The organism is Acidovorax sp. NB1 (genome assembly GCF_005405905.1).
Taxonomy (GTDB): domain Bacteria; phylum Pseudomonadota; class Gammaproteobacteria; order Burkholderiales; family Burkholderiaceae_C; genus Acidovorax.
The window spans coordinates 271,878-287,075 of the sequence record NZ_BJHU01000030.1 but is presented as its reverse complement, the minus strand read 5'-3'; the positions used below and the strand labels follow the sequence as shown (position 1 = coordinate 287,075).

The 15,198-nt window shown below is 66.6% G+C and carries 13 protein-coding genes and 1 riboswitch; of the genes, 3 read left to right on the top strand and 10 right to left on the bottom strand.

Annotated features, from left to right (window positions below; genetic code table 11):
* Positions 1-5 precede the first annotated feature (5 nt).
* Positions 6-1,016 (top strand): asparaginase, encoded by a 1,011-nt coding sequence (locus AvAM_RS16545; protein ID WP_137748066.1) that lies wholly within the window; start codon positions 6-8, stop codon positions 1,014-1,016.
* Between the two features lie 53 nt (positions 1,017-1,069).
* Here AvAM_RS16545 and AvAM_RS16540 read toward each other — a convergent pair whose 3' ends face one another.
* Entirely contained in the window at positions 1,070-1,690 is a 621-nt protein-coding gene (locus AvAM_RS16540) for a hypothetical protein (protein ID WP_137748065.1), read from the bottom strand.
* Positions 1,691-1,931: 241 nt separating this feature from the next.
* Between AvAM_RS16540 and AvAM_RS16535 the strand changes: the two genes are divergently transcribed.
* A complete protein-coding gene (locus AvAM_RS16535; RefSeq protein ID WP_137748064.1) occupies positions 1,932-2,654 on the top strand; it encodes a hypothetical protein in 723 nt (240 codons plus the stop codon).
* Between the two features lie 1,052 nt (positions 2,655-3,706).
* Here AvAM_RS16535 and AvAM_RS16530 read toward each other — a convergent pair.
* The 5 genes from AvAM_RS16530 to AvAM_RS16510 all read right to left on the bottom strand — a co-directional run bounded on the left by AvAM_RS16530 (position 3,707) and on the right by AvAM_RS16510 (position 9,408).
* Entirely contained in the window at positions 3,707-4,981 is a 1,275-nt protein-coding gene (locus tag AvAM_RS16530; RefSeq protein WP_137748063.1) for an acyl-CoA dehydrogenase family protein, read from the bottom strand.
* 74 nt (positions 4,982-5,055) lie between these two features.
* On the bottom strand, positions 5,056-6,141 hold the full coding sequence (locus AvAM_RS16525) for a phosphotransferase (RefSeq protein ID WP_137748062.1): 1,086 nt from the start codon (positions 6,139-6,141) through the stop codon (positions 5,056-5,058).
* 28 nt (positions 6,142-6,169) lie between these two features.
* Entirely contained in the window at positions 6,170-6,889 is a 720-nt protein-coding gene (locus tag AvAM_RS16520) for a Crp/Fnr family transcriptional regulator (RefSeq protein WP_137748061.1), read from the bottom strand.
* A gap of 179 nt (positions 6,890-7,068) precedes the next feature.
* Positions 7,069-7,848 carry an oxepin-CoA hydrolase, alternative type gene (locus AvAM_RS16515; protein WP_137748060.1) on the bottom strand — a complete coding sequence of 260 codons (780 nt, stop codon included), beginning with the start codon at positions 7,846-7,848 and terminating at the stop codon, positions 7,069-7,071.
* 36 nt (positions 7,849-7,884) lie between these two features.
* Entirely contained in the window at positions 7,885-9,408 is a 1,524-nt protein-coding gene (locus AvAM_RS16510; RefSeq protein WP_137748059.1) for a 3-hydroxyacyl-CoA dehydrogenase, read from the bottom strand.
* Positions 9,409-9,519: 111 nt separating this feature from the next.
* Between AvAM_RS16510 and AvAM_RS16505 the strand changes: the two genes are divergently transcribed.
* A complete protein-coding gene (locus AvAM_RS16505; RefSeq protein WP_249368177.1) occupies positions 9,520-11,664 on the top strand; it encodes a hypothetical protein in 2,145 nt (714 codons plus the stop codon).
* A gap of 172 nt (positions 11,665-11,836) precedes the next feature.
* Here AvAM_RS16505 and thiE read toward each other — a convergent pair whose 3' ends face one another.
* The 4 genes from thiE to AvAM_RS16485 all read right to left on the bottom strand — a co-directional run bounded on the left by thiE (position 11,837) and on the right by AvAM_RS16485 (position 14,948).
* Complete coding sequence (thiE, locus tag AvAM_RS16500) at positions 11,837-12,739, bottom strand: thiamine phosphate synthase (protein WP_137748058.1); 903 nt, start codon at positions 12,737-12,739, stop codon at positions 11,837-11,839.
* Positions 12,732-13,541: a thiazole synthase gene (locus AvAM_RS16495; protein WP_137748057.1), complete on the bottom strand. Its 810-nt coding sequence runs from the start codon at positions 13,539-13,541 to the stop codon at positions 12,732-12,734. Before AvAM_RS16495 ends, thiE begins: the two co-directional genes overlap by 8 nt.
* An 82-nt stretch (positions 13,542-13,623) precedes the next feature.
* Positions 13,624-13,821 carry a sulfur carrier protein ThiS gene (thiS, locus tag AvAM_RS16490; protein ID WP_137748056.1) on the bottom strand — a complete coding sequence of 66 codons (198 nt, stop codon included), beginning with the start codon at positions 13,819-13,821 and terminating at the stop codon, positions 13,624-13,626.
* Positions 13,818-14,948, bottom strand: coding sequence for an FAD-dependent oxidoreductase (locus AvAM_RS16485; RefSeq protein WP_137748055.1), 1,131 nt, complete (start codon positions 14,946-14,948; stop codon positions 13,818-13,820). The genes thiS and AvAM_RS16485 overlap by 4 nt, the downstream gene beginning before the upstream one ends.
* Before the next feature lie 65 nt (positions 14,949-15,013).
* A riboswitch (TPP riboswitch) is annotated at positions 15,014-15,157 on the bottom strand.
* Positions 15,158-15,198 lie beyond the last annotated feature (41 nt).

The following is a 15,198-nucleotide window of genomic DNA, read 5'->3' as shown; positions in this document are numbered from 1 at the left end:
TCGCCATGGGTTTTTTACCGTTAATCGAAGTCACCCGGGGCGGCCTGCCCGAGTGCCAGCACTGGGGCGCGGTGGCCGTTGCCAACCGCCAGGGGCAGGTGCTGGCGCAGGTGGGCGACCCGTACACCGTCACCTTCACCCGCTCCACCATTAAGGCGTTCCAGGCGCTGCCTTTCATGCAGTCGGGCGGGGCCCGCGCGTTGGGCTGGGGGCAGGGCGAGCTGGCGCTGCTGTGCGCCAGCCACAACGGCGAGTCCATGCATGTGGAGCAGGCCGACCGCATGCTGGCCAGCGTAGGGCAGGACTACCGCGCGCTGCGCTGCGGCTGCCACCGGCCCTTGTTTTCCGAGCTGGGCCTGGGCACGCTGCCCGATGGTTTTGTACCCGACGAGCGCCACAACAACTGCAGCGGCAAACACGCGGGTTTTGTGGCGCACTGCGTGCAGCAGGGGCTGCCGCTGGAGGGCCACCTCGATCCAGCCCACCCGCTGCAGGTGGCCATCCGCGACCATGTGGCGCAGGCAGTGGGGCTCGCCCCCGGCCAACTGGCCATGGGCATCGACGGCTGTTCGGCGCCCAACTACGCCATGCCGCTGGCGCATCTGGCCCGGGGCTATGCCCGGCTGGCCGGTGGCGCGCCCGACACCGACCTGCACGAAAGCCTGACCACACTGGCCGACGCCATGGTGGCGCGGCCCGAGCTGGGCTCGGGCACAGGCCGGCACGACCTGGACTTCATGCAGGTGGGGCGGGGGGACTGGGTGTCCAAGACGGGTGCTGACGGCGTGCAGGTGGTGGGCAGCCGCAGCCGGGGCGAGGCCTTTGCGCTCAAGATCATGGACGGTAACATGGTGGCCCAGGTGGCTGCCGCCGTCGAGGTGATGGACCAGCTCGGCTGGCTGGACGCTGGCCAGCGCGATGCCCTAGCACGGCGGCGCTCGGCGCACATCGTCAACGCCCGTGGGCTGACGGTGGGTGGGCGCCGTGCGGTGTTCCGGCTGCAGAGGGCGGGCTGAGCCGCCAGGGTCTTTGCAGGCGGAAAATTTGAATAAAAAGTGCCGTCTCCGCGCTATGGATAAGCGCTGGCAGCTATGAAAAACGTAGCAAATGACTCCGTGTCCGGTAGCACATAGATCACCCCAGGGCCCTGCCCGAGCAGCGGGGCGATGAACTGGTTGTAGAACGCCTCGGGCGCATTCACGCAGCCATAGCTGATGCGCTTGTCGCGCGCGCTGCCGCTGGCCAGGCGCTGGTGGCGGCGCTCTGAGGCGCTCACGCTGCGCACCCGGTGCAGCGACACGGCCGAGTCGTAGTCGATCCACACAATGTCTTCCCCGCGCAGGTTGCGGCCTGGCTCGGCCACAAAACGGCCTGCGGGGGTAGTGCGCTCCTCCGGCCGGATCTGCGCCAGCGGGCGCGTGCCCAGGTCGGGCGCCGACCGGTCGCCCCGCGCGGCGCCCAGCAGCACCGGCGCGCTGCCCAGCCACTGCCCCTGGGCCGAAAACACATGGATGCGGGCCCCGGGCTTGTCGATCACCGCAAAAGGCAGACCCTGGTGGTCGCCCGTGTCCGTGGCCCAGCGCACCAGCTGGCGGGCCGTGGCCGAGGCATCGGCGGGCAGCGCCAGGGCGGCCAGCGGAGCTAAGGCCAGCGTGCAACCCAGGGCAGAAAAGGCAAGACGGCGGTTCATGGTGAAAACATGCAGGTCATCCAAGCGCTGTGCCCCACCCACAGCCGACGAAACTGGCGCGGCGAAAGGCCAACGCACCCGTGGGGCTTGCTTCGCCAGCCCACAGGGTGCATCCCCTTCAGGAAACGGCGCCGCAGGCAACTCGAGAAGCTTTTGACCCTCAGGGGCTATCTCCAGCAGCCAATGCCCCCAATAATGCCCGTACCTGCGACTCTTGCGAAGCATCCGCTTCCCCCTGGCCATGTTCGATCGCCTGCGCAAAGCCTTCAGTCCGTCCGGTGGCTCCGCCGCCCGGCCCGTCACCAACAAGGAAGTGGCCCGCTGGGCCGCCTCACAGCAGCTGGCCATCGTGCCGTCCGCCACCGAGGGGCATTTCGACCTGGGCGGCGATGTGGGCGGCCACCCCTGGCGGCTGGAATGTGGCACCCCTACCCGCGACTACGTGCGTGGCCTGGAGCTGCGCGGCCGCGCCGACGTAGGCGCCGACCCGGATGCCGCCGTGATGGTGCTCAACCGCTCCTTGCATGAGGCCCTGGAGGGCAGCGCCTACAACGCGATCACCGACACCCTCCAGACCACGGTGAACGCCAACCTGCCCGAAGAAATGCGCTGGCTGGCCATGTACGAAGAGATGACCTGGCCCGGCCTGCCCGCGTCCTTCTGCCAGCATTTCGCGGTGATTGCCGAGCGCATCGAAGTCGCCCAGCGCTGGATCCACGCGCCCGTGGTGTCGCAGCTGCTCAACTTTCTGGAAGGCGAACACAGCGCCGCCCGTGCGCAGTCCCCCCTGGTGCTGATGCTGGTGCGCGGCAAGGTCTACCTGCGCATGGAGCACACACAGCGCAGCCTGCCCGAAATTGCACACGCCACCCAGATGCTGCTGATAGGCGCCCAGGCCGCCATGCAGAACCTGCCGCCCATGTCGGTGGCGGGGCCGGATGATTTGCCGAATGTGGAGCGGTAGGGGGTTGAAGCAGCAGACTTGGCAACGACTGGACTTTGAAGTCCTCGTCTAAGGTTGCAGGCTGATCGCAGATTCGAAAAGACCATATCTGCTCTCGGCCAGGAGCGGTCGGTTGCAGCAAGGAGAAGCGGACGTTCAAAGTTGGAGTTACTGCCGCCCACGAAGCGTGTCGGCGTTAAACGAATTGTTGAGACGCATACCCACTTACCACGAGCCCTGCTGAGGTGATCTGGTACGGGTACTGCCCCAGCGAATCAATTTCCGCCTGGACTCTACCTATATCTTGGGACTCATAACGATGCTGAGGTTGCGCTTGGGGCCACCTCGTTGTCTTTTCGGGGATGAGCAGCCACTCAATCTCTGAGTATTGAAATGGGCCGCCCTGAACTGCACCACAATCACCGACACCTAGCTCGGTGAGGCAATTTAGTGCGGGAAGAAAGCCATCTCTGGAGCTCTTCCACTCCAGCAATTTCCATGTGCAAAAGCTAGCCACCCCTGCTTGTGCCAAGTGGGAAAAGAGCTTCTTCCATTTGGCGTTGGACATTAGCCCAATCATTTCTCTCATTGCTCTGCCTAGCTGAACCCAAACACAATTTATCTCGCAAGACCTGCGGGACAAGCTGAACGATAGGGGCTACTTTGGGACACTGATTGCTCCTGAAAACGGCTTGGAGCCCAGATTTGTAAGCAGCTGGGCTGCCACCGCATTCCATACAAACATTCCGGCCCCTCCGAAAAGTTCACGGAGGCAAACTATAGCCTGCGAACTTGCAAAGCCAGGGCTCTCGATAGTCACGTTTTCCGCTGCAAGCAGGTGGATACGAATCAATGACTGCTCTGGGAAACGGTGCCCACTTTCGGCTCTGGGCCCCAAGCAGAAATTCATGGTGTATTGCGGCAACACACCGTTGGAACCTCACGCGACTTCTGCCAGCGCCATCGAGCAAAAGCCGCCCAGCAGCGAGGGCGGCGTTCCCCGCTCGCAGCGCGCAGTGACGCAAGAGCGGGGAAGGGAGGCCCGCAGGGCCTCAGGCAGAGAGTGCCTCTGATCAAGCCCCGCGCGTGATAGGCACACCCGCATCACGGCCGTAGGCGCCGTACTTGCCCAGCTCCCACTTGGCGATTGCATTGCGGTGCACTTCGTCCGGGCCGTCGGCAAAGCGCAGGGTGCGCGCGCCGGCGTAGGCATAGGCCAGCGGGAAGTCGTCGCTCATGCCGCCTCCGCCGTGTACCTGCATGGCCCAGTCGATCACCTGGCAGGCCATGCTGGGCGCCACCACCTTGATCATGGCGATCTCGGTCTTGGCGACCTTGTTGCCGGCTACGTCCATCAGCCAGGCGGCCTTGAGGGTGAGCAGGCGGGCCATGTCGATCTTGCAGCGGGCTTCAGCGATGCGCTCTTGTGTCACGGTTTGCTGCGCGACGGTCTTGCCAAAGGCGGTGCGCGAGGAGGCGCGCTTGCACATCAGTTCCAGCGCGCGTTCGGCCAGGCCGATAAGGCGCATGCAGTGGTGGATGCGGCCGGGGCCCAGGCGCCCTTGTGCGATCTCGAAACCACGGCCTTCGCCCAGCAGGATGTTGGAGACGGGTACGCGCACGTTCTCGAAGGTCATCTCGACGTGGCCGTGCGGTGCGTCGTCGTAGCCCAGCACGTTCAGCGGGCGGATGATGGTGATGCCCTTGGCGTCAGCTGGCACCAGCACCATGCTCTGCTGCGAGTGGCGAGGCGCTTCGGGGTCGGTCTTGCCCATGGTGATGAACACCGAGCAGCGCGGGTCGGCGGCACCAGAGATCCACCACTTGCGGCCGTTGATGACGTACTCGTCGCCGTCGCGCTCGATGCGCGTCTCGATGTTGGTCGCGTCGCTCGATGCCACGTCGGGCTCGGTCATCGCGAAGGCCGAGCGGATCTTGCCTTCGAGCAGGGGCTTGAGCCAGCGGGCCTTGTTGGCCTCGTCGCCATAGCGCGCAATGGTTTCCATGTTGCCGGTGTCGGGGGCAGAGCAGTTGAAGACCTCGCTCGCCCATGGCACGCGGCCCATGATCTCGGCCAGGGGGGCGTATTCCTGGTTGGTCAGGCCCGCGCCGTTGTAGCCCGAGGCGGCTGCGCTGTCCACCGGCAGAAACAGGTTCCACAGGCCTGCGGCCTGGGCCTTGGGCTTGAGGTCTTCGATGGTCTTGAGCGCGCTCCAGCGCTTGCCCGCAGCCGTGTTGGCCGCCAGTTCGGCGGTGTAGGTGGCTTCGTTCGGGTAGATGTGGTCGTCCATGAACTGGAGCAGTTTGGCCTGCAGTTCCTTGGTTTTGGGCGAGTAGTCAAAGTCCATGGGTTTCTTCTCCGTTGGTAATCGTGGGGCGGCGTTTTTGCCAGTGTCTTTGCTGTGGCGCCCTCGCCGCGTGCTCAGCCGCGCTGTGCGAACGACCAGGCCAGCTCGGCCATGGGCCGCGCGGTGTCGCCCGAGGCCTTGGCCTGCGCGCTGGAGGCGGTGCCTGCCTCGACGCGCTTGGCAATGCCCTGCAGGATGGCCGCGATGCGGAACATGTTGTAGGCGAGGTAAAAGTTCCAGTCGGCGCGCAGCGCCTCGGGCGTCGCGATGCCGGTGCGTTCGCAGTACAGGTGGATGTAGCTGTCTTCGCTGGGGATACCCAGTGCGGCCAGGTCCTGGCCCGCGATGCCCCGGCCCATGGCGGCAGGGATGTGCCAGCTCATGCAGTGGTAGCTGAAGTCGGCCAGCGGGTGGCCCAGGGTGGACAGCTCCCAGTCGAGCACGGCGATGACACGGGGCTCGGTGGGGTGGAACATGAGGTTGTCCAGGCGATAGTCGCCATGCACGATGGACACCTGGCCCTCGTCGCGCGCGCTGGCCGGTATGTGCGCGGGCAGCCATTCCATGAGCTTGTCCATCTCGGGGATGGGCTGCGTGATGGAGGCGACATATTGCTTGCTCCAGCGGCCGATCTGGCGGTCGAAATAGTTGCCTGGCTTGCCGTAGCTGGCCAGGCCCCGGTCTGCAAACTTCACGGTGTGCAGCGCGGCGATCACGCGGTTCATTTCGTTGTAGATGGCGCCGCGCTCGGCCTGCGACATGCCGGGCAGGGACTGGTCCCACAGCACACGACCCTGCATGCACTCCATCACGTAGAAGGCGCGGCCGATGACCGATTCGTCTTCGCACAGCACAAACATGCGCGGCACGGGCACGTCGGTGCCATACAGGCCGCTCATCACGGCAAATTCACGCTCGATGGCGTGGGCCGAGGGCAGCAGCTTGGCCACCGGGCCGGGCTTGGCGCGCATCACATAGCTGGTGGTGGATGTGATGAGCTTGTAGGTGGGGTTGGACTGCCCGCCCTTGAACATCTCCACCGTCAGGGGGCCCGCAAAGCCCTTCATGTTCTGTGCGAGCCAGGTGCTCAGTGCGGCAGTGTCAAACGCGTGCTGGTCCGAAACGGGCCGGGTGCCAACGAAATGGTCAAAGTTGCTCATGAGAGAAGGGCGGAGAGTTTGTTGTTCTTCAGTTGTCGGTTTCCGCAATGCGCATGAGTGCATCGCGGTCGCGCACCACCAGGCCGCCCGGCTCGATGCGGATGGCATCCTCGCGCTCCATGGCTTTGAGCTCCTGGTTCACGCGCTGGCGTGATGCGCCCAGCAGCTGCGCAAGTTCTTCTTGCGCCAGTTGCAGGCTGATGCGCATTTCGCTGCCGTCCGACAGGCTGGGCACCCCATAGCTGCGCACCAGATGCACCAGCTGCTTGGCCAGGCGCGATCGCAGGGGCAGCGTGTTGAGGTCTTCCACCAGCCCGAAGAGCTGGCGAATGCGCCGCGCATGCAGGCGCAGCATGGCTTCGTACAGCTCGGTGTGCACGGCCAGGATCTTGCGGAAGTCGGCCTTGGCCACGCACAGGATGGTGGTGTCGCCGTGTGCGTAGGCGTCGTGTGTGCGCCGGTCCCCATCGAAGATCGCCACGTCGCCGAACCAGATGCCCGGCTCCACATACGTCAGCGTGATCTGCTTGCCCGAGATGGAGGTGGAGCTCACACGCACCGCGCCGCGCGCGCAGGCAATCCACTCCTCGGGTGGATCCCCGCGTGCGGCAATGAGGCCGCCGTCCTTGAAGCGTTTGACGTATGCACATCGGAGGATGTCGTGGCGTAGCGAAGGTGAGAGTGATGAAAACCAGCGACCGGAGTTGATCGCTTCACGTTCTTCGATAGTAAGAATCGGGTCGTCCATGGTCTGTCTTTTGCGTGACTGGTAACGGGGCCATTGTCGCGTGAGGGACCTGCGCGCTGCGTCAGGGTTGTCACCTGCGCGTCTGCCACCTCTGCGCCGAGCCCGCGCAACAAAAAGCCCTTGGCTGCCGTTGTGGCAGCCAGGGGCCTGAAGCGCTGAGCGTTGGGTGTTTGTGCGCGCTATTCGTAGCGTGGCACGCGTTTTTCGAGGAAGGCTGAAATGCCTGCACCGCCGTTGGCGTGGTGCAGGTTTTTCACGAAGTGATCGCGCTCATGGCCAAGGTGCTGGGTGAGGCTGGCGCGGGGCGCTTCGTTGAGCAGCTCTTTGATGCTGGCCAGCGCGTTGGGGGCCTTGGCATTGAGCTGCTCGGCCAGTGCGAGCGCGGCGTCCAGTGCGGAGCCTGCTTCGGCCACGCGGTTGACCAGGCCCAGGGCATGCAGCCGCTCGGCGCCGATGCGCTCGCCACCCATGAGGATCTCGGCGGCGATCTGGCGGGGCAGGGCCTGCGACAGGCTCCAGCTGGCGCCGCCATCGGGGGACAGCGCCACGTTGCTGTAGGCCATCACGAACACTGCATTGCGCGCCGCCACGATGAAGTCGCAGGCCAGCGCGAGCGAAAAGCCTGCACCGGCCGCCGCGCCTTCCACCGCTGCAATCACCGGCTTGGGGTAGGTGCGGATGGTTTCGATCCAGTTGTGCAGGCCCTCGATGCTCTGGGCCTGCACCTCGGGTGGCTGCTGGCGGTTGGCCAGCAGCCGCTGCAGGTTGCCGCCCGAGCAGAACATGCCGTCCGACCCGGTAATGACCACGCTGCGGATATCGGCGCTGCTCTCAGCCACGCTCAGCGCCTCCACTCCGGCGGCATACATGGCCGGGTCAATGGCGTTGCGCCGCTCGGGGTTGCTGAGGGTCAGGATCAGGGTCTGGCCCTGGCTTGTGCTTCGGAGTTCTGCGGGCATGGCGGTCTTCGGTGGAGTGGCCGTGGTGCTGGGCGATCAGGCTTCTTCGACGTGGCTCAGGCTCAGGCCAATGGCGCCGCGCCGACGCAGCCAGGGGCTGGGGCGGTAGCGGGTGTCGCCATACACGGTCTGCATGTTGAACAGCACTTCGAGGATGTTCGTCGGGCCCCAGCGGTCGCCCATGGCCAGCGGGCCCAGTGGGTAGCCCAGGCCCAGGGTCACAGCAGTCTCCAGGTCCTTGGGGGTGCAGATGCCTTGCTGGCAGATGTCGCTGGCGATGTTGACGATGGTGGCCACCACGCGCTGGGTGACGAAGCCACCGCTGTCGCGGATCACGCTGACGGCCTTGCCGTCGCGGGCAAACAGCGCATGCGCCGCGTTGCGGATGTCCACGCGCGTAGCGGGGTTGGTGGCCAGCACGCGGCGTTTGGTGGCGGCGTCGTCAATCAGCATGTCAATGCCGATGGTGCGGGCGGGGTCCAGCCGCTCCACGACCGCCACAGTGGTGATGTCAAACCCCAGCGGCGCGACCAGCGTGATGGCCTGGGGCGAGGGCGATTGGCCGGTTTCGATGGTGGCGCCCAGGTCCTTGAGCAACTGGTACAGCTCCGCACGGCGCGCGGCACGGGGCGAGACCCACACGGGGGGAATCTCGGTCACCACGGGCGGCGGCGCCTCTGCGGGTACTTGCGCCACGCCATCCACGTAGCGGTAAAAGCCTTCGCCCACCTTCTTGCCCACCACGCCGCCTGCCAGGCGCTGCGCGGTGATCACACTGGGGCGAAAGCGGGGCTCGTCGTAATACTGGCGGTAGATGGACTCCATCACCGGGTGCGACACGTCAAGCGCCGTGAGGTCCATCAACTCGAAAGGCCCGAGCTTGAAACCCACCTGGTCGCGCAGGATGCGGTCGATGGTGGCAAAGTCGGCCACGCCTTCTCCCACGATGCGCAGGGCCTCGGTGCCAAAGCCACGGCCTGCGTGGTTCACGATGAAACCGGGCGTGTCTTGCGCCTGAACGGGCGTGTGGCCCATTTCCCGTGCGTAGGCGGCCAGGGCCGCGCACACGGCGGCACCGGTCTTGAGCCCGGCAATCACTTCCACCACTTTCATGAGCGGAACCGGGTTGAAGAAGTGGAAACCCGCCAGGCGTTCGGGCCGCTGCAGGCCAGCGCCGATGGCGGTGACGGACAGCGACGAGGTGTTGGTGGCCAGCACGGTATCCGGGCGCACCACGGCTTCCAGCTCGGCAAACAGCGCCTTCTTCACATCCAGGCGCTCGACGATGGCCTCCACCACCAGGTCACAGCCTGCCAGGTCGGCCACGGCCTTCACAGGGTGCAGGCGTGCGGTCAGCGCGCTGGCCTGGGTTTCGTCGATGCGGCCTTTGGACACCAGCTTGGCCCACTGGTCCTGCAGAGCGGCCTGGGCCGCATCAGCGGCGCCGGGGTTGGCGTCGAACAGAAACACCTGGCTGCCGGCCTGGGCTGCGATTTGGGCAATGCCCCGGCCCATAGCGCCGGTGCCCACGATGGCGATGGTGGGAAACTGAATTTTCATAGCGCCATTATGGCTCTGGCCTTATCTGGGACTTATGTGCAAGAATGCCTCGGACCAGAAACAGAACTTATTGTGAAAATCCGTAACACCATATTTGGACCGGGGCTGTGGGTGGTTGCAGCTGGAGCTTCGGCGCTGTCCCTGGGCAGTGGCAGTGGCACGGTGGTGTTGGGGTCTCCTGTCGATCTGGCGTTTGAATTGCAGCCTGACCCCGGCACCGATGTCGCATCGTCCTGCGTCACCGCCAAGCTGGTGGCTGGCGACAACGCTGTTGCTGACAGCAAGGTGCGCGTCATGCCCCTGCCAGAAGTGCGGGGCCGCCCCTCGGGCGTGCGGGTGATGGCATCGATTGCGCTCGACGAACCCGTGCTGACAGTAACCCTCACGGCAGGGTGTGCGGGCAAGACCACACGCACCTATACCTTTCTTTCTGACCTCCCGACCATTGCCACGCGCTCCGCATCGGCGTTGCCGGTTGACCTGTCGCGCCTGCCAGGTGCCGCTGGTGCTGAAGCGGCCCGGCCTGCACCCAGGGCGCAGGACAGCCGCCCGGTGCCAGCCTCTCCGGACCCGCGCGCCACGCCCCAGCCCCTGGTGCCCAGGGTGCCTGCAGCGGCCCGGCCGGTAGCGCCAGCCACTGCCACGCCCCCGGTGCGACCTGCGGCACGGGTACCGGCCCCTGCCAAGGCCTCGGCGGCAGCGCCAGCCAGCCGCCCTCGTCTGGTGATTGAGCCCCTGGACATCTGGCTGGACAGCCCCGTTCCGCTGCGTTCAAGCCCCGAGCTGTCGGCCACACCATCCGAAGAAATGTCGCCCCAGCGCGCGCAGGCCATTGCGTTGTGGAAGGCCTTGAACGCGCAGCCGGAAGCCCTGCTCAAGGACAGCGAGCAACTGAAATCACTGGAATCCGAGGCCGTCGCCCTGCGCGCGCAGGCTGCCAAGGAACGCGCCGCTGCGGCTCAGCTGCAGCAGCAACTGGAGCTGGCCGAACAAGAGCGGTTTCCTGCCACCATCGTGTATGCGCTGGGGGCCCTGCTGGCACTAGCCCTGCTGGTGGCTGCGTGGATGTGGATGCGCCTGCGCAAGGCGTCCCAGCACGCGGTGCGGGCCTGGGGCGACTCGGTGGCCCTGGGGTCACGCGATACCGCCGCAGCTGAGGAGGCGCTGGGCCTGGCGCGCGATCCTGGCGATTCCTGGCTGCCGTCTGACACGCAGCCTGTGCCCGACGAGGAGGCTCCGTCCGCTGCCGGGCCGTCCGCTCCTGTCACGGTGCCCGCCCCCAGCCCGGTGCCGGTGGTGGCTGCTGCGGCCAGACCGCCGTTGGTGAGTGCACCGGTCCCGCTGCCATCACCGGCAGCCGCCTCGGCATCGCTGCACATCGTCAACCCGGAAGAGCTTTTTGACATCCAGCAGCAGGCCGAGTTCTTTATTTCGGTGGGCGAGCACCAGCAGGCCATCGAAGTCCTGAAGAACCACATTGCAGAGCACCGCGAGACCTCGCCACTGGCCTATCTGGAGCTTTTGCGGCTGTACCACACGCTCAGCCGGGTAGACGAATTTGCCCAGCTGCGCGCGCAGTTCATGCAGTCCTTCAATGCGCAGGTGCCCGAGTTTTCCGGCTTCCACCGCACGGGGCGCATGCTCTACCACTACACCGATGCGCTGGCCGACATCGAGGCCTTGTGGACATCCCCCGAGGTGCTGGGCCTGCTGGAGACGCTCCTGTTCCGCCGCACCGGGGCCGAAAGCGTGGAGCCATTTGATCTGGCGGCCTACGACGACCTGCTGCTGCTGCTGTCCATCGCGCAGACCACGCCCGCCAGCGCACGGGGTGAACCCCCACCGCGCAAGCGCACCACCCCTCTGGCTCCTCCCCGGGTCGAGGCCTTGGTGGCTGAATCGATGATTGCCTCAGCCCCGGTGTCGGCTGTGTTGCAGCGGGACGATGCGCCCCTGGATTCGCTCGCGGCCAGCCTGGAGTTTGACTTTGGGGCCATGCCGCCACGCCCGGCCGCAGGCAACAACAACGCCCCCGTGGCCACCGCCCCGGCCGCCATCGGCAACGACAGTGGCCATGCACCCCTGGACCTGGACCTGTCAGAACCTCTGCACCTGACCCTCAGCGACCTGCCGCCCGTGCCCGTGACGCCCCCGCCACCCTCCGGGCAGGCCGTGGGTTTTGGCATGGAGAACGACCTGATGGAATTGCGGCTGGAGCTGGAGCAGATGAAGCACAAGACCGATCGCAGCAAGTAAGTCTGGATCAAAGCCGGGCCGGTGGCTTGTTGCCCCTGCCCCTGCGTTGCGGGGGTGGGTGCTGTTGATGCCCTGAGGCGGCGCCTGACTTCGTCGCCGATGCTCGGCGCAGCGCTCCCCCAATAAGCCCTGGCGGGGGGCGCCATGCCCCCCGAGCGCCTTGGCGCCGCCGTCAGGCAGGCGCCATGTGCTGCATCAGCTGGGCTGCCGCGCTTTCAGGATCTGCCGCGTTCACCAGGGCCCGCACCACGGCGATGGAGCCCACCCCCGTCGCGAGCACCTGCGCAAACTGCTCGGCGCCAATGCCACCAATCGCCACCTGCGGGTAGTGCCGCATCAGCCGCGCGTACACCCCCAACCGGCCTACGCCCTGGGGGGCGGTGGCCATCTTCTTGAGCGTGGTGGGGAACACGGCCCCCATGGCGATGTAGCTGGGGCCCACAGCGTCAGCGCGCACCATTTCGGCATAGCCATGGGTGCTGACGCCCAGGCGCAGGCCCGAGCTGCGCAGCGCCTGCAGCTCGTCGGCCTTCAGCGCGTCCAGGTCCTCCTGACCCAGGTGGATGCCGTAGGCACCGGCCTCAATGGCCACACGCCAGTGGTCGTTGATGAACAGCAGCGCCCCCGTGCCCTGCACGGCCTGCACGGCGGCGCGCACTTCGCGTTCCACCGCAGCCGCGTCGTCAGACTTGAAGCGCAGCTGCACCGTGGGCACGCCCGCGCGGGCCATGCGGCCCACCCAGGCAGCATCGGGCAACACGGCGTACAGGCCCAGGTGCTCAGGGCAGGGCGCGAACTGGTGGGTGCGTGGCAGGGCTTGCAGGCCGAAGTCTTCGGGGGCGTCGGGCCAGGCCTCGGGCTGCGCGCTGCCGGTGCGCAGCGCGCGCGCCTGCCAGGCGCGGGCCAGGCATTCGGCGTCGTGGGCGATGAAGCCCAGCTGGCTGCAGGCTTGCAGCGCGGCCAGGTAGACGGGCTCCTGCGAGGTGGAGGCAGGCACGGGCTCGGGTGCAAATCCCGCAAATGTGGCCGCGTGGTGGCTCAAGATGGCGTGCGCCAGGGCGGTGGTGTCATGCATGGGCGTGGTGCCAGAAAGGGGTGCCCAGCACGGGTGTGCTGGGCTGGGCGGCGTCTTGTGCGGCCATGGCACCCGCCAGGCGGGCTGCGCGCCCGGCGCTGACGGCATCGGCAAACGCACCGGCCATGGCCACGGGGTCTTGTGCCAGGGCGACGGCGGTGTTCAGCAGCACACCGTCAAAGCCCCATTCCATGACCTGGCAGGCATGCGACGGCAGGCCCAGACCGGCATCGACCAGCATGGGCACGTTCAGGCGTTCGCGCAGCGTCTGCAAGGCGTAGGGGTTCACCGGGCCGCGCCCGGTGCCAATGGGTGCGGCCCAGGGCATCACGGCCTGGCAACCCACATCCACGAGGCGCTGGCACAGCACCAGGTCTTCGGTGCAGTAGGGCAGCACCTGAAAGCCTTCCTTGATGAGGTGCTCGGCCACGCCCACCAGGTTGAGCGTATCGGGCTGCAGGGTGTAGTCGTCGCCGATCAGTTCCAGCTTGATCCACGGGGTGTTGAACACCTCGCGCGCCATCTGCGCGGTGGTGATTGCCTCTTGCGCGCTGTGGCAGCCGGCGGTGTTGGGCAGCACGGGCACGTTGAGCTTGCGCAGCAGCTCCCAGAAGCTGCTGCCGCTTTCGGCCGGGTTGCTGCCTTGGCGGCGCAGCGAGGCGGTGACCATGGCGGGCTGGGCGCGCAGCACGGCGGCTTCGAGCACGGCGGGGGAGGGGTAGCGCGAGGTGCCCAGCAGCAGGCGGCTGGCGAACGTCTGGCCGTACAGCACCAGCGGATCTTGGGGCGTCGGAGTGGTCATGTGTTTACTATGTTTTTGATAGCTATCAGGGCTTGATGAGCGCGCGCAGAAGGCATTTTTTTCTCAATTTTTCAGTGCCAGGTCAGCCCCCGGTCACCGGCGAGATGATTTCCACGCGGTCGCCCGGCTGCAGCGTGTGGGCGGCGTAGCGGGTGTTGGGCACAAAGGTGGTGTTCACGGCCACGGCAAAAGGCGGGCGCGCCGCGACGGCGGCCACGGCATCGGCCACGGTGGCGCCCTCGGGCAGTTCGTGGAGGGTCTGGTTGATGGAGATATTCATGCGAGGGCCGGGGCAGCACTGGTGGCTGGCGCGCATGCAGGGGCCAGGTCCAGCGCAAGGTCAAAACGTTGCGAAAGCTCCGATTGTCCTGTGTTCAGCACTTCCAGCGTTACATCGAGCATGGCAGGCGCGATCATGAAGCCGTGGCGGTACAGGCCGTTGATCTCCAGCACGCCCGGGCGCGTCTGGCGGATGGCGGGCAGGTTGTCGGGCAGCGTGGGGCGGCATTGCGTGGCCAGCTCCAGGATGCGGCCCTCGGCAAAGCCGGGGTGCACGGCATAGGCGGCGCTGAGCAACTCCAGCGTGGAGCGCACGCTGGCGGGCGAGAGGTCGTCCGACTCGATCTCGGTGGCGCCGATCACGAACAGATGGTCTTGTTTGGGCGCGATGTAGATGGGGTAGCGCGGGTGCACAAGGCGTGTGGGGCGCTGCAGCGTCACGTCGGGCGCATGGATGCGCGCCACCTCGCCGCGCACGCCGCGCAGCGCGCTCCACTGGCTCTTGGCGCCCAGGCCCCGGCAGTCCAGCACCCAGTCGGGCTGGCCGGGGGCGCCGGGGCGGAAGGCTTCGGGCGACTGGGGGCTGTGCCAGTGGGTGCGCACGCCCAGCCGCTCCATCTCCACCACCAGCGCGGCCAGCAACTGGCGGTTGTCCAGCTGGCCTTCGCCCGGCAGGTACAGGCCCTGGGCAAAACGGTGGGCCAGTGTGGGTTCTGCCTGGGCCAGGCCCTCGCTGCCCAGCTTTTCGAGCCGGGGCAGCTCGGGCACGGTGTGCTGGTTGGCCTCCAGCTGGCGCGTCAGGCGTTGGGCTTCGGCGGCGTCCTGCCGGTGCCACACGATCAGCGTGCCCGCCTGCTGAAAGAACACCGGCTCGGCCAGCGGCGCCAGCAGCTGCGGCCAGCGGGCCAGGGCATGGTGGCCCATACGCACCACGCCGGGCTCGGTGATGGCCGATTCGGCCAGGGGCGCGAGCATGGCGGCGGCCACCGTGGCGGCCGAGCCTTCGGCAGCGGGGCTGCCCGCGTCATAAATGTCCACCCGGTGCCCCTGGCGCGCCAGCTCCACCGCCAGCAATCGGCCCATGAGGCCCGCGCCCAGGATGGCAAAAGAAGAGGGTTGAAGTGGCATAAGTCGGTCTGTCCGAGGTTCAGTGGTCCGTGTGTTGGCAGGCAACCAGGGACAAAACGGGGGCAGGGCCGCTCTTGGAAACTCCCCACGCCAGCATGACCTGGATCGGGTAGCGGGGCCATTGCGCGCAGCGCAACGCAGGATTCTGCGCAGCCCCAGGGTATTTCTCAGTCGCACACCATCTTGGCGGGACACCCCTGTTTCGTCCGGAAAATCAAATTACAGCACAAGCCCGCGCCGCCCTTTTTGC

Bases quoted from the DNA above. Each gene is read 5' to 3' on its own strand.
- AvAM_RS16545 (WP_137748066.1), top strand. From the start codon at position 6: ATGGGTTTTTTACCGTTAATCGAAGTCACCCGGGGCGGCCTGCCCGAG.
- AvAM_RS16540 (WP_137748065.1), bottom strand. From the start codon at position 1,690: ATGAACCGCCGTCTTGCCTTTTCTGCCCTGGGTTGCACGCTGGCCTTA.
- AvAM_RS16535 (WP_137748064.1), top strand. From the start codon at position 1,932: ATGTTCGATCGCCTGCGCAAAGCCTTCAGTCCGTCCGGTGGCTCCGCC.
- AvAM_RS16530 (WP_137748063.1), bottom strand. From the start codon at position 4,981: ATGGACTTTGACTACTCGCCCAAAACCAAGGAACTGCAGGCCAAACTG.
- AvAM_RS16525 (WP_137748062.1), bottom strand. From the start codon at position 6,141: ATGAGCAACTTTGACCATTTCGTTGGCACCCGGCCCGTTTCGGACCAG.
- AvAM_RS16520 (WP_137748061.1), bottom strand. From the start codon at position 6,889: ATGGACGACCCGATTCTTACTATCGAAGAACGTGAAGCGATCAACTCC.
- AvAM_RS16515 (WP_137748060.1), bottom strand. From the start codon at position 7,848: ATGCCCGCAGAACTCCGAAGCACAAGCCAGGGCCAGACCCTGATCCTG.
- AvAM_RS16510 (WP_137748059.1), bottom strand. From the start codon at position 9,408: ATGAAAATTCAGTTTCCCACCATCGCCATCGTGGGCACCGGCGCTATG.
- thiE (WP_137748058.1), bottom strand. From the start codon at position 12,739: ATGCATGACACCACCGCCCTGGCGCACGCCATCTTGAGCCACCACGCG.
- AvAM_RS16495 (WP_137748057.1), bottom strand. From the start codon at position 13,541: ATGACCACTCCGACGCCCCAAGATCCGCTGGTGCTGTACGGCCAGACG.
- thiS (WP_137748056.1), bottom strand. From the start codon at position 13,821: ATGAATATCTCCATCAACCAGACCCTCCACGAACTGCCCGAGGGCGCC.
- AvAM_RS16485 (WP_137748055.1), bottom strand. From the start codon at position 14,948: ATGCCACTTCAACCCTCTTCTTTTGCCATCCTGGGCGCGGGCCTCATG.